General features: G+C 58.1%; 22 protein-coding genes. 11 read left to right on the top strand and 11 right to left on the bottom strand.

Annotated features, from left to right (window positions below; translation table 11 throughout):
• Positions 1-21: 21 nt before the first annotated feature.
• Positions 22-1,992: a lytic transglycosylase domain-containing protein gene (locus tag AB9K37_RS08755; protein ID WP_369837300.1), complete on the bottom strand. Its 1,971-nt coding sequence runs from the start codon at positions 1,990-1,992 to the stop codon at positions 22-24.
• Positions 1,993-2,118: 126 nt separating this feature from the next.
• On the opposite strand from AB9K37_RS08755, the gene dapA reads away from it, so the two are divergent.
• Positions 2,119-2,991, top strand: coding sequence for a 4-hydroxy-tetrahydrodipicolinate synthase (gene dapA, locus AB9K37_RS08750; protein ID WP_369837297.1), 873 nt, complete (start codon positions 2,119-2,121; stop codon positions 2,989-2,991).
• Here dapA and AB9K37_RS08745 read toward each other — a convergent pair.
• Complete coding sequence (locus AB9K37_RS08745; protein ID WP_369837294.1) at positions 2,988-3,551, bottom strand: rRNA large subunit pseudouridine synthase E; 564 nt, start codon at positions 3,549-3,551, stop codon at positions 2,988-2,990. The genes dapA and AB9K37_RS08745 overlap by 4 nt on opposite strands.
• A 122-nt stretch (positions 3,552-3,673) precedes the next feature.
• Between AB9K37_RS08745 and smpB the strand changes: the two genes are divergently transcribed.
• The 5 genes from smpB to AB9K37_RS08720 all read left to right on the top strand — a co-directional run bounded on the left by smpB (position 3,674) and on the right by AB9K37_RS08720 (position 7,700).
• Complete coding sequence (gene smpB / locus AB9K37_RS08740) at positions 3,674-4,156, top strand: SsrA-binding protein SmpB (RefSeq protein ID WP_369837292.1); 483 nt, start codon at positions 3,674-3,676, stop codon at positions 4,154-4,156.
• 141 nt (positions 4,157-4,297) lie between these two features.
• On the top strand, positions 4,298-5,149 hold the full coding sequence (gene sseA / locus AB9K37_RS08735) for a 3-mercaptopyruvate sulfurtransferase (protein ID WP_293708240.1): 852 nt from the start codon (positions 4,298-4,300) through the stop codon (positions 5,147-5,149).
• A complete protein-coding gene (locus AB9K37_RS08730; RefSeq protein ID WP_369837288.1) occupies positions 5,149-6,333 on the top strand; it encodes an aromatic amino acid transaminase in 1,185 nt (394 codons plus the stop codon). Before sseA ends, AB9K37_RS08730 begins: the two co-directional genes overlap by 1 nt.
• 76 nt (positions 6,334-6,409) lie before the next feature.
• On the top strand, positions 6,410-7,306 hold the full coding sequence (locus AB9K37_RS08725) for an MBL fold metallo-hydrolase (RefSeq protein ID WP_369837285.1): 897 nt from the start codon (positions 6,410-6,412) through the stop codon (positions 7,304-7,306).
• 13 nt (positions 7,307-7,319) lie between these two features.
• On the top strand, positions 7,320-7,700 hold the full coding sequence (locus AB9K37_RS08720; protein ID WP_369837282.1) for a rhodanese-like domain-containing protein: 381 nt from the start codon (positions 7,320-7,322) through the stop codon (positions 7,698-7,700).
• A gap of 67 nt (positions 7,701-7,767) precedes the next feature.
• Here the strand turns inward: AB9K37_RS08720 and AB9K37_RS08715 are convergent, their stop codons facing one another.
• Together AB9K37_RS08715 and AB9K37_RS08710 are read right to left on the bottom strand one after the other, a co-directional pair.
• Positions 7,768-9,102, bottom strand: coding sequence for an ammonium transporter (locus AB9K37_RS08715; RefSeq protein ID WP_369837279.1), 1,335 nt, complete (start codon positions 9,100-9,102; stop codon positions 7,768-7,770).
• A 26-nt stretch (positions 9,103-9,128) separates the two neighbouring features.
• Positions 9,129-9,467 (bottom strand): P-II family nitrogen regulator, encoded by a 339-nt coding sequence (locus AB9K37_RS08710; RefSeq protein WP_369837276.1) that lies wholly within the window; start codon positions 9,465-9,467, stop codon positions 9,129-9,131.
• A gap of 250 nt (positions 9,468-9,717) precedes the next feature.
• On the opposite strand from AB9K37_RS08710, the gene AB9K37_RS08705 reads away from it, so the two are divergent.
• A complete protein-coding gene (locus tag AB9K37_RS08705) occupies positions 9,718-11,901 on the top strand; it encodes a transglycosylase domain-containing protein (protein WP_369837273.1) in 2,184 nt (727 codons plus the stop codon).
• On the opposite strand, the gene AB9K37_RS08700 is transcribed toward AB9K37_RS08705, so the two are convergent.
• The 3 genes from AB9K37_RS08700 to AB9K37_RS08690 are packed head-to-tail and all read right to left on the bottom strand — an operon-like array spanning position 11,898 to position 13,751.
• Positions 11,898-12,428, bottom strand: a complete 531-nt coding sequence (locus AB9K37_RS08700) for a hypothetical protein (RefSeq protein ID WP_369837270.1) — start codon at positions 12,426-12,428, stop codon at positions 11,898-11,900. The genes AB9K37_RS08705 and AB9K37_RS08700 overlap by 4 nt on opposite strands.
• Positions 12,428-13,030, bottom strand: coding sequence for a phospholipid-binding protein MlaC (locus AB9K37_RS08695; RefSeq protein ID WP_369837268.1), 603 nt, complete (start codon positions 13,028-13,030; stop codon positions 12,428-12,430). Before AB9K37_RS08695 ends, AB9K37_RS08700 begins: the two co-directional genes overlap by 1 nt.
• Positions 13,020-13,751 carry a VacJ family lipoprotein gene (locus AB9K37_RS08690; RefSeq protein WP_369837265.1) on the bottom strand — a complete coding sequence of 244 codons (732 nt, stop codon included), beginning with the start codon at positions 13,749-13,751 and terminating at the stop codon, positions 13,020-13,022. Before AB9K37_RS08690 ends, AB9K37_RS08695 begins: the two co-directional genes overlap by 11 nt.
• Positions 13,752-14,152: 401 nt before the next feature.
• On the opposite strand from AB9K37_RS08690, the gene AB9K37_RS08685 reads away from it, so the two are divergent.
• Genes AB9K37_RS08685 through AB9K37_RS08670 form a run of 4 tightly spaced genes read left to right on the top strand, consistent with a single transcriptional unit; the run spans position 14,153 to position 16,881 of the window.
• Positions 14,153-14,617 carry a RidA family protein gene (locus AB9K37_RS08685; protein ID WP_369837262.1) on the top strand — a complete coding sequence of 155 codons (465 nt, stop codon included), beginning with the start codon at positions 14,153-14,155 and terminating at the stop codon, positions 14,615-14,617.
• Positions 14,614-15,366 (top strand): glycerophosphodiester phosphodiesterase family protein, encoded by a 753-nt coding sequence (locus tag AB9K37_RS08680; RefSeq protein ID WP_369837259.1) that lies wholly within the window; start codon positions 14,614-14,616, stop codon positions 15,364-15,366. The genes AB9K37_RS08685 and AB9K37_RS08680 overlap by 4 nt, the downstream gene beginning before the upstream one ends.
• A 43-nt stretch (positions 15,367-15,409) precedes the next feature.
• Positions 15,410-16,594, top strand: coding sequence for a GNAT family N-acetyltransferase (locus AB9K37_RS08675; RefSeq protein WP_369837257.1), 1,185 nt, complete (start codon positions 15,410-15,412; stop codon positions 16,592-16,594).
• Positions 16,591-16,881, top strand: a complete 291-nt coding sequence (locus AB9K37_RS08670) for a 4a-hydroxytetrahydrobiopterin dehydratase (protein ID WP_369837255.1) — start codon at positions 16,591-16,593, stop codon at positions 16,879-16,881. The genes AB9K37_RS08675 and AB9K37_RS08670 overlap by 4 nt, the downstream gene beginning before the upstream one ends.
• Here AB9K37_RS08670 and AB9K37_RS08665 read toward each other — a convergent pair.
• From AB9K37_RS08665 to AB9K37_RS08650, 4 genes are all read right to left on the bottom strand, one after another.
• A complete protein-coding gene (locus tag AB9K37_RS08665) occupies positions 16,875-17,657 on the bottom strand; it encodes an alpha/beta fold hydrolase (RefSeq protein ID WP_369837253.1) in 783 nt (260 codons plus the stop codon). The genes AB9K37_RS08670 and AB9K37_RS08665 overlap by 7 nt on opposite strands.
• Before the next feature lie 94 nt (positions 17,658-17,751).
• On the bottom strand, positions 17,752-19,053 hold the full coding sequence (locus AB9K37_RS08660; protein ID WP_369837250.1) for an NAD(P)/FAD-dependent oxidoreductase: 1,302 nt from the start codon (positions 19,051-19,053) through the stop codon (positions 17,752-17,754).
• Complete coding sequence (locus AB9K37_RS08655; RefSeq protein WP_369837248.1) at positions 19,053-19,868, bottom strand: ABC transporter permease; 816 nt, start codon at positions 19,866-19,868, stop codon at positions 19,053-19,055. The genes AB9K37_RS08660 and AB9K37_RS08655 overlap by 1 nt, the downstream gene beginning before the upstream one ends.
• Positions 19,865-20,755 carry an ABC transporter permease subunit gene (locus AB9K37_RS08650; protein WP_369837247.1) on the bottom strand — a complete coding sequence of 297 codons (891 nt, stop codon included), beginning with the start codon at positions 20,753-20,755 and terminating at the stop codon, positions 19,865-19,867. The genes AB9K37_RS08655 and AB9K37_RS08650 overlap by 4 nt, the downstream gene beginning before the upstream one ends.
• Positions 20,756-20,757 lie beyond the last annotated feature (2 nt).

Below are 20,757 nucleotides of genomic sequence, written 5' to 3'. Positions count from 1 at the left end.
GGCCGCTCTCATTTTACCAACTCATTGCGCGAGTTCCTGACTGAACGGGATCGGCAAAGGCTCTTTGCCCAACCGCGCGCGATAGATCGGCAGACTTTCGGTCACGCGCATCACGTAGTTCCGCGTCTCGTTGAAGGGGATCATCTCTACCCAGTCCACCACATCAATCGCCCCAGCTCTTGGATCACCAAACAGTTCAATCCACCGAGCCGGACGACTTGGACCTGCGTTATAGCCCGCTGCCATGAACATCGGATTGTTCCCAAAGTCTCGCGATAGCTTTGCCAGATAAGCAGCCCCCAGCGTCGCGTTATAATTAGGCTCGGACAGCAGCGCACGCTCGCGGAAGGGCACGCCTTTGACCTCTGCCATTGCCTGTGCGGTGCGCGGCATCAGTTGCATTAAGCCACGCGCACCCACAGGGCTAACCACCCAAGGATCAAACTCGCTCTCGCGCCGTGCAATCGCCAACGCCCACTCGGGCGAAATATCCAGCGATCGCTTCGCTATCGGGTGCAGCGCATAATAGGCCCGCGGCAGCACGATCCCGCGCGACGCTGCCTCTTTGCCCGCCATCACAGCCAGATGGGGCTCGTTCATTGCGAGCATCGCATCCCCAAGAGCGACCAGCTCCTGCTCGGACAGTGTCTCGGCCATCTGAATCACGAACCGTTCAGCCAAAGACCGCTCGTTCGCCGCGATCAATACACTCGCTGCCTCGAATAGAGACGAGCCAACAAAGGCCGAGCTGGTCCAGTTAGGATCAATCGGACCACCGGCCAAAGCTTCATCAAACGGCAGACCAGCACGTTCCGCCGCCAGTAGTCCATAGAAGCTCGTCTGCTGTGTACCCGCCGTTTCGAAAGCAAGCTGCGCGGCGGTCATATCCCCCAGCGCCTCGTAGGCGCGGCCAATCCAGTACCCTGCCCGTCCCTTGGAAATCGGGCTATCGACGTTCATGGCTAGCGCTTTGAAGTGCTCGAGTGCCTTGGCGGGATCCTGCAGGTAGCGCAGGGCAACGTACCCCGCGAGCCACTCCAGATCCGCCCAGTTCGACCCACCGGTCAGATGGTGGCTGGACGCCAGACGATATGCGACCGAAGGCGTCCCCTCGCGCAATTCGCGGCGCACAAGAACACGGCGCAGATAGGCCCAGTTTTCAGGCTGACCTAGCAATTCGACTCGCTCTGACCGCTCAAGCAACAGGTCACGGGCACTGTCGGTGTAATTCTTGTCGAATCGCCATTTGAAACGATCATGGCTCAGACCGGCATCTCCACCTAACCGGTTGGGCACTGCGGCGATCAGGGCATCCACGTCGCCTTTGTCCGTCTGCAGCGCGATTCGCGCAGCTGCGAGAGCGCGCCAATCCTCGGACACCAGCGCCATCATCCGCCCTGCTTCGGGATAGGCACCTTCCCAAAGCAGCATGTTCATCCGTGCCGTGTGATACTGACCTAATAGGTCTGCGTACCGCTCGAGAAACGCGTCATGCGCCTCTGCATCCATATCCAGCGTGAGCCAAGCGCGCACCAATACAGCATCCGCCGACGCGCGATCCCCCGAGGCTGTCAAAGCTGCCGCATAGGCCAGTGCACCGACGCCTGTCTCAGGGGTATGTGATTGAAAAAACTGCAAGGTTTGAGCAGCGTCAGCCTGATCTGCGATGATTTCTTCAGTGCGCTTCTTCAGCAGGGGAATGCCCGGCCAATCAGATCGACGCCCCAAAAAGTCCAGCACCAGATCCGCATTACCTTCGCCAGACCGCAGGTAATGCCACAGGACAATATCCGTCCCGACCTGTCCGTCCTTTTGGGCAAGGGTCAGTGCGCTGGACCAATCTTTGGCGCGGACCGCATCCAAAGCAAGGTCCATGGTGTGCGGCGGACGCAAGTCCGCCAGCGCAACAGTCGGGATCAGAGCCGCGCAAAAAACGGCACCGGTCCACCAGCGTTTCAAGATATGGGTCATGCTGCTCAGCCACTTTTTCATTTAAACCTACCAGTGATCGGCCTGTTCGCAATTCACAAACTTGGCAAGGCCACGTCGCCTTGGTATGGGGCGCTGCACAGATGCAGCCCGCAGTGGGTCCGCACGATTATTCTAAAGGAGCGTGTCATGTTCAAAGGTTCTATTCCTGCCCTAGTCACGCCGTTCAAGAACGGCGAGCTGGATATGGAGACCTTGAAGAAACTTGTCGACTGGCACGTTGATCAGGGCAGCCACGGTCTGGTGCCCGTCGGAACCACCGGCGAGAGCCCGACCCTGAGCCACGAAGAGCACGAAACCGTCATTGAAGAGGTGGTCAAAGCCGCCGCTGGCCGCATCCCCGTGATCGCAGGCGCGGGCAGCAACAACACCCGCGAAGGAATTCGTCTGGTCCAGCACGCCGAATCGGTTGGTGCGGATGCGGTTCTGGTTGTGACCCCCTACTACAACAAGCCGACCCAAGCGGGCATGATCGCACACTTCACCGCCCTGCACGAAGCCTGCGCGCTGCCGATCGTGATCTACAATATTCCCGGCCGCTCGGTCATCGATATGAGCCCCGCAACCATGGGTGAACTGGCCAAGTTGCCGCGCATCATTGGCGTCAAAGATGCAACCGGCGACATCAGCCGCGTCAGCAAGCAGCGCGCGTCTTGCGGTGCGGACTTCTGCCAGCTGTCGGGCGAAGATGCGACTGCGCTTGGCTTCAACGCACATGGCGGCGTCGGCGCGATCTCGGTCACCGCAAACGTCGCGCCAAAGCTGTGCTCGGAGTTCCAAGAGGCGACACTGGCAGGTGATTACGCCAAAGCGCTGGAGTATCAGGACAAGCTGATGCCCCTGCACGAGGCGATCTTTATCGAGCCGGGCGTTTCGGGCGCGAAATACGCGATGTCCCGTCTGGGTCTGTGCGACGAAGAAGTCCGCCTGCCCCTGCTGCCGATCAGCGGAGAAACCCGCGCCAAGATCGACATGGCGATGGCACACGCCGAACTGATCTAACGTTTTTGGGCCACTGCCTCGCGCCACTCACCCGGCGCGAGCCCTTCCAAAGACCATTCACCGACTTTTGCCCTGATCAGCCGCAGTGTGGGATGCCCCACTGCGGCTGTCATGCGTCTGACCTGCCGGTTTTTACCCTCGGTGATCGTCAGTGCGATCCAGCTATCGGGCACGGACTTGCGCACGCGAATCGGCGGGTTGCGCTCCCACAGGCCTTCGGGTTCGTCCATCAGTTCGCATTGCGCGGGGCGGGTCAGGCCATCCTTCAGCTCGACCCCTTTGCGCAGGGCGGCGATGGCGGCTGCATCGGGGATGCCCTCGACCTGCGCCCAATAGGTCTTGGGCATCTTGTTCTTAGGGTTGCTGATCCGCGCCTGCAGCTTGCCGTTGTTGGTCAGCAAGAGCAGCCCTTCGCTGTCTCGATCCAGTCGCCCCGCGGGATACACCCCCGGCACTCGAATGTAGTCGGACAGCGTTGCCCTTGGGCCGTCCGCATTTCCGCGATCGGTGAATTGGGTCAGAACGTCATAGGGTTTGTTGAACAAGATCAAGCGCGTCATGGAATTTGGCCTACAGCGGGGAACGCGGCCATGCAACGCTTCTTGGATTTCGCGCGTTAGGCCCCATATGCCCATTCCCAAGAGTGGACAGCCCCTCAAGACCCCTGTAACACAACGCGACCATGGCCAATAAACAAACCAAATCTGACCCGAACTACAAAGTCATCGCCGAAAACCGGCGTGCCCGCTACGACTATGCCATCGAGAATGACATAGAATGCGGTCTTCAACTGTATGGGTCCGAGGTGAAATCCCTGCGCCAAGGTGGCTCAAATATCGCTGAAAGCTATGCCAGCGTCGAAGATGGCGAGTTGTGGTTGATCAACAGCTATGTCGCCCCCTATGAGCAGGCAAAGACTTGGGGTCACGAAGAGCGGCGCCGCCGCAAATTGCTGGTCTCGCGCAAGGAAATGGCCGATCTATGGAATCTGACACAGCGCAAGGGCATGACGCTTGTTCCGCTGGTGATGTACTTCAACCACCGTGGCATCGCGAAGCTCAAAATCGGGATCGCCAAGGGTAAGAAGAACGTCGACAAACGCGCCACAGAGGCGAAACGCGACTGGAATCGCCAGAAGAGCCGTTTGCTGAAACAGAACGGTTGATACCTGCCATCACGCGAAACTGTGGAAAAACGGGGCCTTTTCGGTCTGGTCTGCCCCCTTCGGTGCTTGCAGCAGACCCCTGCCACGCGTTACAGAACACCGTATTTTCTAGGATCGCTGTCTTCTGAGGGAGGGTGAGGTATGGACAACCCCAAAGTGATTGTCTCGACCGAGTGGCTGGCTGCGCACCTGCGTGACCCTGATTTGCGCATTATCGATGCTTCTTGGTACCTGCCTAATATGGGCCGCGACCCCAAGGCAGAGTACGAAGCGTGCCACATCCCAAACGCCCGTTTCTTTGACATCGACGAAATCAGCGACCAGCGGTCGGACCTACCGCACATGGCGCCCCCCGTGGAAAAGTTCATGTCACGCCTGCGGGCAATGGGCGTGGGCGACGGCCATCAGGTCGTTGTCTATGACGGCATGGGCCTGTTCTCGGCTGCGCGCGTATGGTGGCTGTTCCGCCTGATGGGCAAGATGGACGTTGCCGTTCTGGACGGCGGTCTGCCCAAGTGGGTCGCAGAAGGCCGCGAGACCGAAGACCTACCCCCCATCCTGCGCGATCGCCACATGACCGTGACCCGCCAGAACCAGATGGTCAAAGACGTGACCGAGGTGTCCTCGGCTGCGAAACTAGGCGACTGGGTGATCGTTGACGCCCGCGCCGCCGACCGCTTCCGCGGCGAGGTCGAAGAACCCCGCCCCGGTCTGCGCGCCGGCCACATCCCGAATTCGCGGAACGTCTTTTTCAAGGACGTGCAAAACGCTGACGGCACCATGAAGTCGCCCGACGCGCTGAAATCCGTCTTCGAACAAGCAGGCGTCGACCTGAGCAAGCCTGTCATCACCAGCTGCGGTTCGGGTGTGACCGCAGCCGTCCTGAACCTCGCGATGGAGCACATGGGCAAGACCGATCATGCCCTGTACGACGGCTCCTGGGCCGAATGGGGCGCATTCCCCACCCTTCCTATTGCCACCGGAGAGGCATAATGTTTTCCAACCTCAAACCCCAACCCGCAGATAAAATTCTGGCGCTGATGGCAGCGTACCGCGAGGATCCTCGCGACCAGAAGATCGACCTTGGCGTCGGCGTTTACAAAAACGCCGAGGGCGTCACCCCCGTGATGCGCGCAATCAAGACCGCCGAGAAACAGCTGTGGGAGGTTGAGACAACCAAAGCCTATACCGGTCTTGCCGGTGATCCCGCATTCTCGGACGCGATGATCAATCTGGTTCTGGATGGTGTTGTTGCCCGTGACCGTATCGCAGCTGTTGCGACCCCCGGTGGCACCGGCGCGGTCCGTCAGGGCTTCGAAGCGATCCGTTTGGCCAACCCCGACGCCCGCGTCTTTGTGTCGGACCCCACGTGGCCGAACCACCTAAGCATCCTGAAGTTCATCAACATGCCCACCGTCACCTACCGCTACTTCGACGAACAGTCGGGCGGGGTGAACTTTGACAGCATGATGGAAGACCTGAACCAGCTGCAAAAGGGCGACGTCGTCCTGCTGCACGGCTGCTGCCACAACCCGACCGGCGCGAACCTGACTCTGGACCAGTTCCAGACCGTCGTGGACAAGCTGAACGAAGTTGGCGCTGTTCCCATGATCGACATCGCCTATCAGGGCTTTGGTGACGGTCTGGAAGAGGACGCAGCCGTCACCCGTCTGGTTGCCAAGAGCTGCCCCGAGACCATCATCGCAGCCTCGTGCTCCAAGAACTTCGGTGTGTACCGCGAGCGGACCGGCTGCCTGATGGCGATCTCGGAAACTGCAGCGCAGACTCCTGTGACCCAAGGCACTCTGGCCTTCCTGAACCGCCAGAACTTCAGCTTCCCGCCCGATCACGGTGCGCGTCTGGTGACCATGGTTCTGACAGACGACACCCTGCGTACCGAATGGCAGACAGAGCTGGAAGAAGTCCGTCTGTCGATGCTGGGGCTGCGCGAACAGCTGGCCAACGAACTGAAGCGTTTGTCGAACTCGGATCGCTTTGACTTCGTGGCGCGTCACCGCGGCATGTTCTCGCGTCTGGGCCTCTCGCCCGAGATCGTCGAGAAGATCAAAGCAGACTTCGGAATCTATATGGTTGGCGACTCGCGTATCAACATCGCCGGCCTGAACAAAACCACCGTGCCTTTGCTCGCTGACGCGATCATCAAAGCTGGCGGCTAAAAAATTATTGGGAACCTCTTGGTTGCGGAATGCATTCCATTATCTGAATGCATGAAGCACATGTCAGGAGGTTCCCATGTTTACCCGCGAGAGTCCGTCGAACGGCCCGAACAGCCCCAAGGTTGTCGGCTTTTACGAAAAGGTCACGGGCTCGGTTCAATACATCTGTATCGACGAAGCGACCAAGAAATGCGCCGTGATCGACACGGTTCTGGATTTCGACCCCGCCCACGCCCGCACCTCGACCAGCAGCGCACAGACCGCACTAGACTATATCGAAGCGAACGGCCTGACGCTGGAGTGGATCCTAGACACGCACCCACACGCCGACCACCTAATGGCCTCTGCTTGGCTCAAAGAGCAGACAGGCGTGCAGACCGCGATTGGCGAGAAAACTCGCGACATCGCTAAGCTGTGGGCCGAGTATTACAACTTGCCCGATGCCTTTGATCCCGAGCGGGACTTTGACCATCTGTTTGCAGATGGCGACACCTTCAAGATCGGTAATCTGGATGTCCGCGTCATGCTGTCCCCCGGCCATACGCTGGGGTCCATCACGTATATCGTGGGCGATGCGGCCTTTGTGCATGACACGTTCATGTACCCCGATAGCGGGACAAGCCGCGCAGACTTCCCCGGTGGATCGTCCAAAGATCTGTGGGACTCGCTCCAGGCCATTCTGGCGCTACCAGACGACACCCGTCTGTACATCGGCCATGACTACCCGCCCGTAGGCGATCGTGAAGACCCCGCATGGGAAGCGACGGTTGCTGAGCACAAGGCCAACAACAAACACCTGAGCGGAGGCGTGACCGAAACCGAATACCGGAAGGTGCGCGACGAGCGGGACGCAACGCTCAGCTTGCCGACCCAGATGATGTACGCTCTGCAGGTCAACCTGCGCGGCGGCCGCTTATTGCCGCCCGAAGATGACGGGCGCCAGTACTTTAAAATTCCAGCGAACTACTTCTAAGCAAGGACTGACCATGCAAACCGAAAATACTGAAAACGGCGTTCTCGAAACGTGGACCGTGGACGAGGTGCAAGCCGCCTTCGATAAGAACGAAATTGTTCTGATCGATGTACGCACCCCGCAGGAATACATGTTCGAACATGTCGAAGGCGCTTTGCTGATGCCGATGGCCTTCTTCGATGCCAAGAAGCTGCCGACTCAGGACGGCAAGCGGATCGTATTCCATTGCGGATCCGGTATGCGGAGCGAAAAGGTGGCGCGCGCCGCGCTGGACGCTGGCATGACCCCAATTGCACACATGGGCGGCGGCTTTGGCGCGTGGAAGACCGCCGAGAAGCCTTACATGGGAACAGACATGGCCAGCGGCGCCCCTCAGCGTAAGCCTAACGCATAGGATCAGACACAAAGAAATCGGGCGCCACTTGGGCGCCCGATCTGTTTTCCGATGATCGAAGATCTGATTAGAGCTTCGAGAATTCGGGATAGGCTTCCATGCCCAGTTCCGCTTTGTCGAGACCGTTGATCTCTTCTTCTTCGGTGACGCGCAGGCCCATGACCATGTTCAGGATGAACCAGACAACGCCCGAAGCAACGACGGTGAAGATTCCAACAACTACGATGCCGTAGAGCTGTGCGCCGATGGTTGCGTCGCCGTTCGACAGGACAACAGCGATGGTGCCCCAGATGCCGCAGATCAGGTGAACAGGGATCGCGCCAACAACGTCGTCAATCTTCAGCTTGTCCAGCATGGGCACCGCGAACACTACGATTACGCCACCGATCATGCCGATGATGGTTGCCAGACCCAGAGTGGGGGTCAGGGGCTCTGCGGTGATCGAAACCAGACCTGCCAGTGCGCCGTTCAGTACCATGGTCAGGTCGACCTTTTTGTACAGAACTTGGGTCAGGATCAGGGCTGCGATTGCGCCGCCAGCTGCTGCTGCGTTGGTGTTCGAGAAGATGCGCGATACGTCGGTTACGTCACCAACAGTACCCATTGCCAGCTGCGAACCGCCGTTGAAGCCGAACCAACCGAGCCACAGGATGAACGTACCCAGAGTTGCGAGGGTCAGGTTCGAACCGGGCATGGGAACAACGCGGCCATCTTTGGAGAATTTGCCGATACGGGGGCCAAGGATCAGCGCGCCGGTCAGAGCGGCCCAGCCACCTACCGAGTGCACAACAGTCGAGCCAGCGAAGTCGAGGAAGCCGTTTGCGTCCAGGAAACCACCGCCCCATTTCCACGATGCCTGCAGCGGGTAGATGATGCCGGTCAGGATGATGGTGAAGATCAGGAAGGGCCACAGCTTGATACGCTCGGCCAGGGTGCCCGAAACGATCGATGCGGTCGCGGCGCAGAACATCAGCTGGAAGAAGAAGTCCGAACCGGTCGACGCGTAGCCGTAGTCGTCAGCTGCATCGCGGGTGATGCCAACAGCTTCGAGGATCGCGACGCCCCAGACGCCGGACAGAACGCCGTCAACGGCCCAGGTGCCCAGCGGGTACATCAGGTTGTAGCCGATCAGGTAGTAGAAAATCGCGGAGAGCGAGAAGAGCGCAACGTTCTTGGTACACTGCATGGCAACGTTCTTGGAGCGAACGAGGCCTGCTTCGAGCATTGCAAAGCCAGCAGCCATGAAGAATACGAGGAAACCGCCAACGAGGAACAGCAGCGAGTTCAGGATAAAGATGGAGTCAGAGCTGGCATCAACGCCGGGGGTGGCGTCCTGAGCCAGACCCAGAGTCGGCAGAACAGCAGCAGCTGCAGCCAACGGAAGGATTTTGTTCAGTTTCATTTGACTATTGGTCCCTAGTTACGCGCTTACAGAGCGTCTTCGTTGGTTTCGCCGGTGCGGACGCGGAGGGCGGCCTGCAGGTCGAGAACGAAAATTTTGCCGTCACCGATCTTGTCGGTCTTGGCGGTCTTTTGGATGGTGTCGACAACTTGGTCTGCCATCGAAGCTGCACATGCGATCTCGAGCTTGATCTTCGGCACGAAATTGACGGCATATTCTGCACCACGGTAGATCTCGGTATGTCCCGACTGGGAGCCGAAGCCTTTGATCTCGGTTACCATCATGCCGCGCACGCCGATCGAAGTCAGTGCTTCACGGACCTCTTCGAGCTTGAACGGTTTAATTGTTGCAATGATGAATTTCACCTTGGTCCCCTTTGATTGGCAGACGTTGCTGCGGGTTGCTCCGGCAGAAAGGCGAGAATCCGCCCTTGCAACAAGTCGGAGAGGGATCATTAGGGGTGGTTTAAGGGCATGATTGATGAAAATATGTGCACAAATTCAAAAATGCACAATTATTGATCAAAATATGAATGATCAAACCTTCTTGATGGGGTCTACAATGCACCCTTTTGAAGGTAAATTAGCCGCAAAACCAAGCAACGAGCAGACCACCATGGTAAATCGTCCTCGCGGGAGCGGCAGACTTGTCGCTGACAAACGCAGTTCTCAGTCTCGGTCGGCCCCCGCCAAAAAGAAAGCCGCCGCGTCGAAAACCCCAAACAAAAAGGCGCGAAAGCCCCGTTCGACCAAGAAACGTGGTCTGATTTCGGGCATCGTGCTTGGCTTTTTTGGATTGATTTGGCGCGTGCTGTGGGGATTCGGTTGGCGGATCGGTATGGTCACTGCGCTGCTGATCGGCGCGGGGGTACTCTATATCTATACAACGCTGCCACCTGTCTCCGAAGTTGTGGACGGGCGTGCGCGCGGCTCTGTCACCTTGATGGACCGCAATGGTGCAGTGTTTGCGTGGCGGGGCGACCAGTTTGGCGGGGTAATCACGGCGGACACCGTGTCACCCTATCTGCGTGACGCGATCGTCGCGACAGAAGACAAACGCTTTTACTATCACATCGGCGTAGACCCCATCGGCATTGCAAGCGCAGTAAAGATCAACCTGAGCGAGGGCCGCGGGCCACTGTCCGGTCACGGCGGTTCGACCATCACCCAGCAGACCGCTAAGTTGCTCTGTCTTGGTGTGCCTTTCGACCCGAATTCAGGCATGACCGAAACAGAGTACGAAAGCGACTGCCGCCAGACGACTCTGTGGCGCAAGGTCAAAGAGGCAATCTTTGCCATGGCGATGGAGGCCAAATACTCCAAAGAAGAGATTCTGACGATTTATATGAACCGCGCCTTCCTTGGGGCGGGCGCGCGTGGTTTCGAGGCCGCATCGCAGCGCTATTTTGGCAAATCTGCCTCGAATGTTTCGCCTGCCGAATCGGCCATGCTGGCGGGGCTGCTGAAGGCTCCGACACGGTATGCCCCGACGAATAACCTTGAACGGTCACAGCAACGGGCCAAAATCATCGTCGGCCTTATGGAAGACCAAGGCTATCTGACCGCCTCGCAAGCCAACACCGCGATCAACAGCCCTGCACAACTGTCTGAGGCTGCCGAAGCCAAAGCGGGCGGGTATTTCGCCGACTGGGTGATGTCTGACGGACCAGAGTTCTTTACCCGCGAGACCACCGAAGACGTCATTATCAAAACCACGCTCGACCAGCGCATCCAGAAAGCCGCCGAAGATGCGATGAAGACCATCTTTGAAACCAAGGTCAGCGAAACATCCAAAGCGCAGGCCGCCATCGTCGTGATGAGCGCTGACGGCGCGGTCCGCGCGATGGTGGGCGGACGCCGCACCCAGGTCAGTGGTGTGTTCAACAGGGCCACCTCGGCCAAGCGTCAAACGGGCTCTGCCTTCAAACCCTTTGTCTACGCGACGGCGCTGGAATTGGGACATCACTGGAATTCGACGGTCGTGGACGAACCCTACACGATCGACATCCCGGGCTCTGGTCCTTGGTCCCCCGAAAACTACACACGCAAGCATTATGGCCGCGTAACACTAGAATATGCGCTGGCAAACTCTCTGAACATTCCTGCGGTCAAGGTCTCTGAAGCTGTAGATCGCGAGAATGTCCGCCGGATCGCATCCGACTTTGGCATCCAAAGCGATCTGGCCGAAGGACCTGCGCTGGCCCTAGGCGCGTCAGAGTCGACCCTGATCGAAGTTACTGGAGCCTACGCAGGTATTCTGAACGGTGGGTCGTCGGTTAAACCTTACGGCCTGACAGAACTGCGACTTCTCGATGATGACGCCCCGCTGATGGATACCGAAGGCGGCATCGGAGAGCGTGTAATCCGCGAGGATGCGGCGCGCGAGTTGATCTATATGATGTCTAAAGTGGTGAGCGAAGGCACTGGCACACGTGCTCGGCTACCGGATGGCCGCGAAGCTGCGGGCAAAACCGGCACCACATCTGCGGCGCGCGATGCATGGTTTGTCGGCTTCACTGCTGATTACGTTGCGGGCGTCTGGATGGGCTATGATGACAACACCCCGCTCAAGGGCGTGACGGGCGGCGGTCTTCCTGCTGAAATCTGGCGCGAGACCATGACCCGTGTCCACGACGGGATGCCCACCAAACCACTGCCGATGCTGCGCCCTGCGCCCGAGCCTAACGTTGCCCAAACACGCGAGGTGCCTCGGGCCGCGCCGCGACCGGCGCAAAACCCTGTCGATGCTGTGGATACAGTTCTTCGGGATGTCCTGAATTCGATCTTCGGCGGGAATTAACCAGCTTCGGTATCGAGTTCCGCATCCTCTACCGGAAGCTCTTCCGCTTCGCCTTCGGGCGCGGCGGGCTTTGAAGCTGGGTCGGCGGATACGGCGGGCTCGACCGTTTCCTCAGCATCCTCCCCACTCACGACTGTCGCGTCTTCGGGTATAGATTCCGTTACTGGATTGGCGGAGTCGGGGTCTGGGCACGAGTCGTATTTGAACGCGTATCCATCCCACACCATGATCAGTCCGCCATCAGCGCCGTTCAATATCATAGAGCGTGCGGACCATTCGCCTTTTTCAGAGGTGCAGCGCATTGTGTACAGCACTGCATCCATGTCGTTCACGGGAACGGGGTCCACCATCTCGCAGGTGGCGTCGACACCATAGAAGACATCATCCTCGATCTTCAGAGCGCCACCGTCTACGCCAACGAGCGCACAGTCCGAATCTGCGGCTTGCTTGTAGATGCCGTCAAAACCTGCCGAAGCAGTAGTTGCAGCCCCGCAAAGAGCTGCCGCTACGAGAGTGGGTCTGACCATCAGCCTGCCCTTTGAAGATCCGCAATCAGGCTGTCGATGCTACCGCCGCGACGATCCAGCATTGCGCCGATCTCTTCTCGTTCGGTCAACAGAAGGTTCACACCTTCGATGAACATGTTGAAAAACAGGTCTTTGCCCGACTTGTCCGACACAAGGAAGGTCACATCGAAGGGAGCAGAACCAGGCAGGTAGGCCAGCGTTTTGACCTCGTAAAAGCTCTTGACCGCTTTGGTCTGTTGCACCTCGAGTCGTCCGCCCATGAACTCGCGGAACCGCTTGCCGTATTTGCGCGAAATATAGCCCGTGAACGCGTCGGTAAACGACCGCAATTGAGAGGCACTGGCCGAGCGGGCTGCAACACCCAGAGTATAGCGAGCAATGGTCGGCACATCCGAATAGCGGACGAAAATGTTCTCGAACTGCTTGATCATCGCAGCTTCGGATTGACCCGAAGCAATGACAGAGTTGATCTGGCCGATAACACTGTTGATCAGCTTGGTTGCGCCTGCTTCGGTCAGGGCGACCGCGGGCAGAGCCGATACAAAGGTCAAGGCCGAAGCGCCGAACAGGACGTTCCGGCGGGTAATGGAATTATTCAGCATAAGGGTCCTCGTAAGGATCGAAGTATATTTCACTCTCGTCCGCGCCTTCGGCACCTTGCCCCAGCTCGAACCGTCGATTCTGAATATAGAGCAGCTTCGCCTGAGCGTAACTATCGGCGCTTTCATAAAGAGTTGAACTGATCGTCTCGTCATAGCGGTAGCGGGTGTCCAAACGGTCAGCAACATTCAGGCTGCGGCGCGCTGCGGTAAAGGTAAGTGGGGCAACCAAAGTCACGGGGTTTATCACAGCGTCAATGGCTTTGCCGGTCAGGTCACGTTCGGTGGACGGCCCCATGAGAGGCACTTCTAGGTAAGCGCCCTCTTTGAAGCCCCAGACATGGAGCGTCTCGCCGAAGTCGGTGTCCATGTTCGACAGACCCATCTTGCTGGCCGGATCAAGCAGGCCCGCAAGACCAAAGGTCGAGTTGATGACGAAGCGAAAACTACTGTTCAACGCCAGCTCACCATCCCCCTGAAGCAAACCGTTCAATGCTTCGGAAGGCAGCGTCAAGTTATCCGCGACGTTGGAAATCCCCATCCGCACCGGATTGGGTACGACGGTGCCGTAAGTGACCGCCGCGGGGCGGATTAGCGAAGTATCCAAGCCTTTGGATAGGCCGTGAACCTTGCGGTTCAGAGGCTCATAGGGATCGGCGACCAACTCTTGGGGTTCAGGCGATGCACAGGCCGTCAGGAGACCCAATGCACAGACGGCAAACATAGGCGCAAATCCTGCGCGAGCGCGTTTGAATAGATCGGGTGTGGGCACGGGTCTTCCTGTCAAATAAATCCGAGGCATCAACTAATCAAAAATTTCCGAAAGCCTAGAGCGTCACACGCTTTCTCTGGCAATTGTGTTTTAATGACTACGGTTCTGGCTACCAAACTGGCACAGTTGTTCAATCTATCAACTAGCGGTTTTCCCGTAGTCACGCAGCCAAGTTTGACGGTGGTCGCGATGAAGTGATCAAAGCTGCATGAAATAGCGTCACACACTTACGAAAGACTTCGCGTGCACTGCGCCTTAAATTTCGGAAAAGCGCGCGGATACGACTGAAGTGGGCTATCGCAACGGAATGTTCCCCGCTAGCGTCCGCGCAAACGCACCAAAAGGAACGGACTATGACCGGAACCATTGAAACCCGTCTTGGCGAACTTGGAATCACCCTGCCCGACGCCCCCGCACCGGCCGCGAATTATGTCCCCTTTGTTCAGGTTGGCGATCTGGTTCACATCTCTGGCCAGATTAGCTCGGATGAGAACGGTCTGATCACTGGCAAGCTGGGTGCAGATCTGGACACCGAAGCAGGCGCAGCAGCAGCCCGTCGCTGCGCGCTGAGCCTTCTGGCCCAAGCCAAAGCTGCGTGTGACGGGGATCTGGACCGCGTTGTGCGCTTGGTCAAATTGGTCGGTTTCGTGAACTCGACCGCAGACTTCACTGAGCAGCCCAAAGTCATCAATGGCGCCTCGGACCTGATGGTCGAAGTGCTGGGTGAAAACGGACGTCATGCGCGTTCGGCAGTCTCCGCTGCCAGCTTGCCCCTTGGCGTAGCCGTCGAAATCGAAGCGATTTTCCAGATCCGATGACCCGCCTTGATCCGCGCTTTCTGGAGCGCCCCATCGCCCATCGAGCCCTTCACGGGATGGGGCGACCAGAAAACAGCGTCGAGGCGATCGAAGCCGCCTGTGACGCAGGATACGGAATCGAGATTGATTTGCAGCTCAGCGCAGACGGTCAGGCGATGGTCTTTCATGACTACGACCTGCGCCGCCTGACCAAAGCCACTGGCGCGATTCGCCATCATACAGCGGACGAGTTGCGCAATATTCATCTGGTCGGTGCGCGCTCTGGCATCCCGACTTTGCCAGAGGTTCTGGACCGGATCGACGGACGCGTTCCACTGCTCATCGAGATCAAGGACCAGGACGGTGGCCTTGGCCCAAAGGTCGGCGAACTGGAAGAAGCCACAGCAGAGGCCCTGAAAAGCTACTCCGGGGCTGTCTCCGTGATGTCATTTAACCCGCATTCGATCGCGCGCATGGCCTCTTTGTGCCCTGACATCGCCCGAGGGCTAACGACCTGCGACTATGCCAAGGACGATTGGCCCTCGGCCACAAAGGACCGCCTGCAAGAGTTACAGAAGATGGAGGACGTGACTCGTTTGGGGTGCAGCTTTATCAGCCACGACCGCCGCGATCTGAAGAACCCGAGAGTGGCTGATCTCAAATCACAAGGCATCCATGTTTTGTGCTGGACGATCCGCTCTGCACAACAAGAGGCCGAAGCGCGCACCGTTGCGGAAAATGTGACCTTCGAAAACTACGCCCCCGCTTGAACCTGCACGGGAATAGACCACCTTTGGCAGCGGGGGTGACCACATGAGAGAAACGATTGAAATCCGCATGTTGTCTTCGGTCTCGGACCTGACCGAAACCGAATGGGATAGTTGCGCCTGCCCCGAAGCAGCGGATGGCGGGCCACCGATTGACCCGTTTACCACATGGCGATTTCTGTCGGCACTCGAACAGAGCGGCTCTGTCGGCACAGGCACCGGATGGGAACCGCATTATCTAGCCGCCTATCTTGGCGAGATGCTCATTGGTGTCGCACCGCTTTATGCCAAGGGGCACAGTCAGGGCGAGTACATCTTCGACCACAACTGGGCCCACGCTTATGAACGCGCAGGCGGTCGATATTACCCAAAGCTTCAGATCGCCGTGCCATTCACCCCCGCCACCGGCCGCCGATTCCTTACCCACCCAGATTTTGCCGAAAGTGCGCGTTCCGCCTTGATGCAAGGCGCTATGCAGATCGCAGAGCAGAACCGCCTATCCGGCGTTCACGCGACCTTCTGCACCGAGGACGAGGTTACGACCGGTGAAACTCTGGGCATGATGGGCCGCAAGAGCCAGCAATATCACTGGCTAAATGACGACTACGAGAGTTTTGACGGTTTCCTTCAGAGCCTTTCGTCTCGGAAACGCAAAAATATTCGCAAGGAACGCGAGCGTGCCAACAGCTTTGGTGGCACTGTCCATGTTCTGACGGGAGATGAGATCGCGCCAGAGCACTGGGACAGCTTCTGGCAATTTTACCAAGATACCGGCGCGCGCAAATGGGGAAGCCCCTACCTGACCCGCGCCTTTTTCGACATCGCCCACGAGACGATGCGAGATGACATGGTTCTGGTCTTGGCCGAGCGTGACGATACCTATGTCGCTGGTGCGCTGAACTTCCTCGGGCGCGAGACGATCTATGGCCGATATTGGGGCTGTATCGAAGACCACCCCTGCCTGCACTTCGAACTCTGCTACTATCGCGCGATTGATTGGGCAATCGAGCACAAGCTCTTGCGGGTCGAGGCGGGCGCTCAGGGTGATCACAAGCTCGCCCGTGGGTACATGCCAACGGTCACACATTCCCTGCACTGGTTGCGTGATCCGGGGCTTGGCCGAGCGGTGCAAGAGTTCCTAAGCGCCGAAGCCGCAGCCATCGACGAAGAGATCGAAATTCTTACGGAATATGGCCCGTTCCGTAAAACCCACGTGGAGGAGAAGGAATGACTGACCAACTCACTGAAACTGAGCGTTCGAAAGCTATGGCTGAATTAGAGTCCGAAGGGTGGACCCTGAACGACGCTGGCACGGCCATTGAGCGCCGGTTCAAGTTTCCCGACTTTCCCAACGCCTTGGCGTGGATGGTCAAAATCGGCGTGGCCGCCGAGAAAATGGATCACCATCCCGAGTGGTCAAACGTCTATAATCGCGTTGATGTCCGACTGACCACCCATGACGCTGGCGGGCTAACGGCGCTCGATATCCAGCTTGCGCGGATCATGAACGCTCAGTGAATCCCGTCTACAAACCGCGTCAGCGCCCGTGCAAATGTGTCTGGCTCTTCGAGATGCGGGCTATGACCACTTTCCGAAAAGCCCAAGGCCCGCGCCTGTGGCGCGCGCTTCAACAGCCATTTCCGCAACTCGCTGGGATAGACTTGACTATGCACCCCATAGCAGATCAACCACGGAACACGGATTGCGCCGATGGCATCCCGCTCGTCAGTCTTCATCATCGAAGCCCACATTGACTGCATGAGGCCGGGGTTCTGTCCATTGATCATGGATTGGGCCGCCTTGATCCTGGCAGGCTGATCCGGAGCATCGCCGCTGAACATGCCACTCGCGATGGCCTCTGCACGCTTGGTCCAGTCACTGCGGTAATTCGGATCTGCGGCCTCTTTGCGAGTCGCCCTGAGCAGGCCAAGCTGCCAGTCAGGCCCGTTCGCAATCTTGGGAGACATATCGACAGTGACCAACCCGGCCACACGATCCTGTCCAAACCGCGCCAAATACCGCCACGCAACTAGCGCGCCCATAGACCAGCCGACCAAAATGACGTCCTTCAACGCCAAATCTTGGATCATCTTGTCCAGCATCTCGGCGCTACGCGGGATGTTCGCAGTCAAATGGCGGCTGTGTCCATGACCGGGAAGGTCAGGAGACAAACAGCGAAATCGCGGGACGAGCCTGCGCGCCTGCTCGTCAAAGACCGACCCGTCCATGGTCCATCCATGAAGGAAAATAATCGGTCGGCCAGAGCCGGCATCTCGAAAAAACGGAAGGTCCACGGGAAATATCGCCACACTTTATGCAATAAACTTGCGGCATATTTATAAACCTAGGGCCGAGAAGCCAGTCCTGAATTGGCGATCAGCCAGATTTTTAGAAAAGATCTTTGACCGCATAGCCCAGATACGCCAACCGAAGCAAAGTACGGCGGTGTTTGGATAGCGGAAACTGGCGGGGCGGATACTGCACAAAGTCCGGCAATCCTTCGAACGGCTGACCTGCCATCTGCTTGCCAATGACTGCTCCAGCATAACTGCCCATCGCAACGCCATTGCCGTGCCATCCCATCGCAGCATAGAGACCGGTTGTGTCAGGCAGCGCTCCGACAAAAGGCACAAGAGAGGGCATCAAGCACACAAGGCCCGACCACATGTGGGTCGCTTCGACATGTTTCCACGCTGGGAACATCCGGTCGAAGTGCTGACGCATCCGCCGCTGTACAGCCTCTTCTGCACGAGGAGAGGAGGTCAAACCACCGCGCATCCCAAACAGGAAACGATCGTCCGGAAGCCGCCGGAAATAATGCAAGAGCGTCCGCGTGTCATAGGCCATTAGATCACTGGTCCAGCCCTGCGCTTCTTGTTCGGCACGCGTCAGAGGACGGGTCACCATCACCGAAGATTGCGCAGGTAAATACCGCCCCGCGAGCCAGTCCGGCAGATTATCCCGACTGTAGCCATTGGAGGCGATCAGAACCTTGTCCGCCTCGACCCAGCCATCGTTTGCCGCTGCCCGCCAATTCAGGCCCGATCTCTTCAACTGCGTCACCGGGGACTGGCCGTAAATGCTGACGCCAAGAGTTTCCGCGTGCGCGGCCAGCCCCTCGGCATAACGGCGGGGGTTCAGTCCAAACCCAACAGGCGTGTGTACACCGCCGTGAATCCCAGAGGCTCGAATACCTCTGGAACAAAGTTCTTCGGGACCGAGCACATTCTGGTGCGCTTTTGCCAAGCGTGCCATCGATCTGGCTGAGTGAGCGAGAATGATCTCACCGTCTGAGTGGCGCTCCACGTCCAAAGCCAAGTCGGCAATCCGGCGCCCCACAAGGTCGATCGCAGCGACCTGAGCGGCATCCCACTCCTGCAACGCGGTTTCGCCGTAATGCTGCGAGATCGTGGAATCCTCGGCCTTTGCCCCGCCCATGCAGCAGAAACCGCCGTTCCGACCCGATGCGCCCCAACCGGGCCATTCCGCCTCTAGCACAACAACCGAAGCACCGCCCTGCGCCAGTTCAATCGCTGCATTCAGCCCGACAAAGCCTGCGCCAAGGATAACAACATCCGCTTGGTGGGTGCCACGCAAGACCGGCCAGGATCGCTGCTTTACTGAGGTGTCCCAATAGCAACCATTCCGCACCGCGTCGGTGTAGGCGTAATCCTCGAAGACGCGTGACATCAGGTGCGCTCGGCAGCGCGGGCGTCGGCTTCGGCGCGGGCGATGTTGCGTTTGCTAATGATCGATGTGGTGATCACGCCCACGGTCACAATCCCGATCATGATGGTAGACAGCGCGTTGATCTCGGGGCTGACCCCCAGACGCACCGAACTGAAGATCTTGATCGGTAGGGTTGTGGCCGACGGACCAGCGGTAAAGCTGGCGATGACCAAGTCATCTAACGACAGGGTAAACGCGAGCAGCCAGCCAGAAATAACCGCCGGCATGATGATCGGCAGAGTGACAAGGCGAAAAGCTTGGAACGGGGTGCAGCCCAAATCCAGGGCGGCCTCTTCTAGCGACTTGTCAAAGCTAACAAGTCGCGAACTGACGACGACACTGACGTAGCACATGCTGAACGTGGTATGGGCGAGAACAATGGTTAACACACCGCGGTCCAAGCCAATGCCGATGAACAAGAGTAGAAGCGACAGACCGGTGATGACTTCGGGCATCACAAGCGGGGCGTAGATCATGCCGGAAAACAGCGTCCGGCCAAAGAACCGACCGCCACGCACCATGATATGCGCCGCCATCGTCCCCAGAACGGCGGCGATGGTCGAACTGATCACACCGACTTGCAAGGTCACCCATGCAGCGTCCAGAAACGCCTCGTTCTGCATCAACTCGCCGTACCACTTGGTCGAGAAGCCCGCCCAAACCGTCACGAGTTTGGATTCATTGAATGAATAGATCACCAAGATCAGCATGGGCAGATACAGGAACGCGAACCCCAGCGTCAGGGAGGTCAGGTTGAACCAGCTGAAACGTCTCATCCGTCTGCCTCCCGCTGCTTTTGCTCGTTGCGTTGAAACAGGATGATCGGGATCACAAGGATCGCCAGCAGGATCACCGCCACCGCCGAGGCCACGGGCCAATCACGGTTGTTAAAGAACTCTTCCCACAGGACTTTGCCGATCATCAGCGTATCCGATCCGCCCAAGAGCGACGGGATCACGAACTCGCCAATCGACGGAATAAAGACCAGAAAACACCCCGCAATGATGCCGGATTTCGACAGCGGGAAGGTCACCAGCCAGAACGCCTGCAGGCGGGAACACCCAAGGTCTTCGGCCGCTTCGAGCAGGCTATCGTCCATTTTTTCCAGCGCGGAATAGATCGGCAAGATCATGAACGGCAGGTAGGTGTAAACGATCCCGATATAGACGGCAGTCGTGGTGTTCATGATCACCAGCGGCTCGGAAATGATGCCGGTCCACAGCAGAAACTGGTTTAGGAACCCTTCGTTCGACAGGATGCCCATCCACGAATAGACGCGGATCAAGAAGCTGGTCCAGAACGGCAGGATCACCAGCATCATCAGAGTCGGACGCCATTCGGATGGCGCACGGGCCATGCCGTAGGCCATCGGATAGCCCACACACAGCGTAAAGAAGGTCGCGACAACCGCGATCTTCAGGCTGCTCAGGTAGGCTTTCCAGTACAGGTCGTCTTCGGTCAGGAAGACGAAGTTCTCGAAATCCAGTTGGCTAAAAAAATCTTTCAGCCCGGCCCAACCGGCGCTGGGATCCAGCTGAGGCAGATAGGGCGGGATTGATAGGTTCAGATCAGACAACGAAATCTTTAGCACAATCAGGAAGGGGACCAAGAACAGCCCTAAGAGCCAAAGATACGGCAGCGCTATGACAATGTAGCGGCGCATCA

It is taken from the genome of Donghicola sp. XS_ASV15 (assembly GCF_041224595.1).
Taxonomy (GTDB): domain Bacteria; phylum Pseudomonadota; class Alphaproteobacteria; order Rhodobacterales; family Rhodobacteraceae; genus Donghicola.
This window is presented reverse-complemented; position numbering and strand designations above follow the sequence as displayed.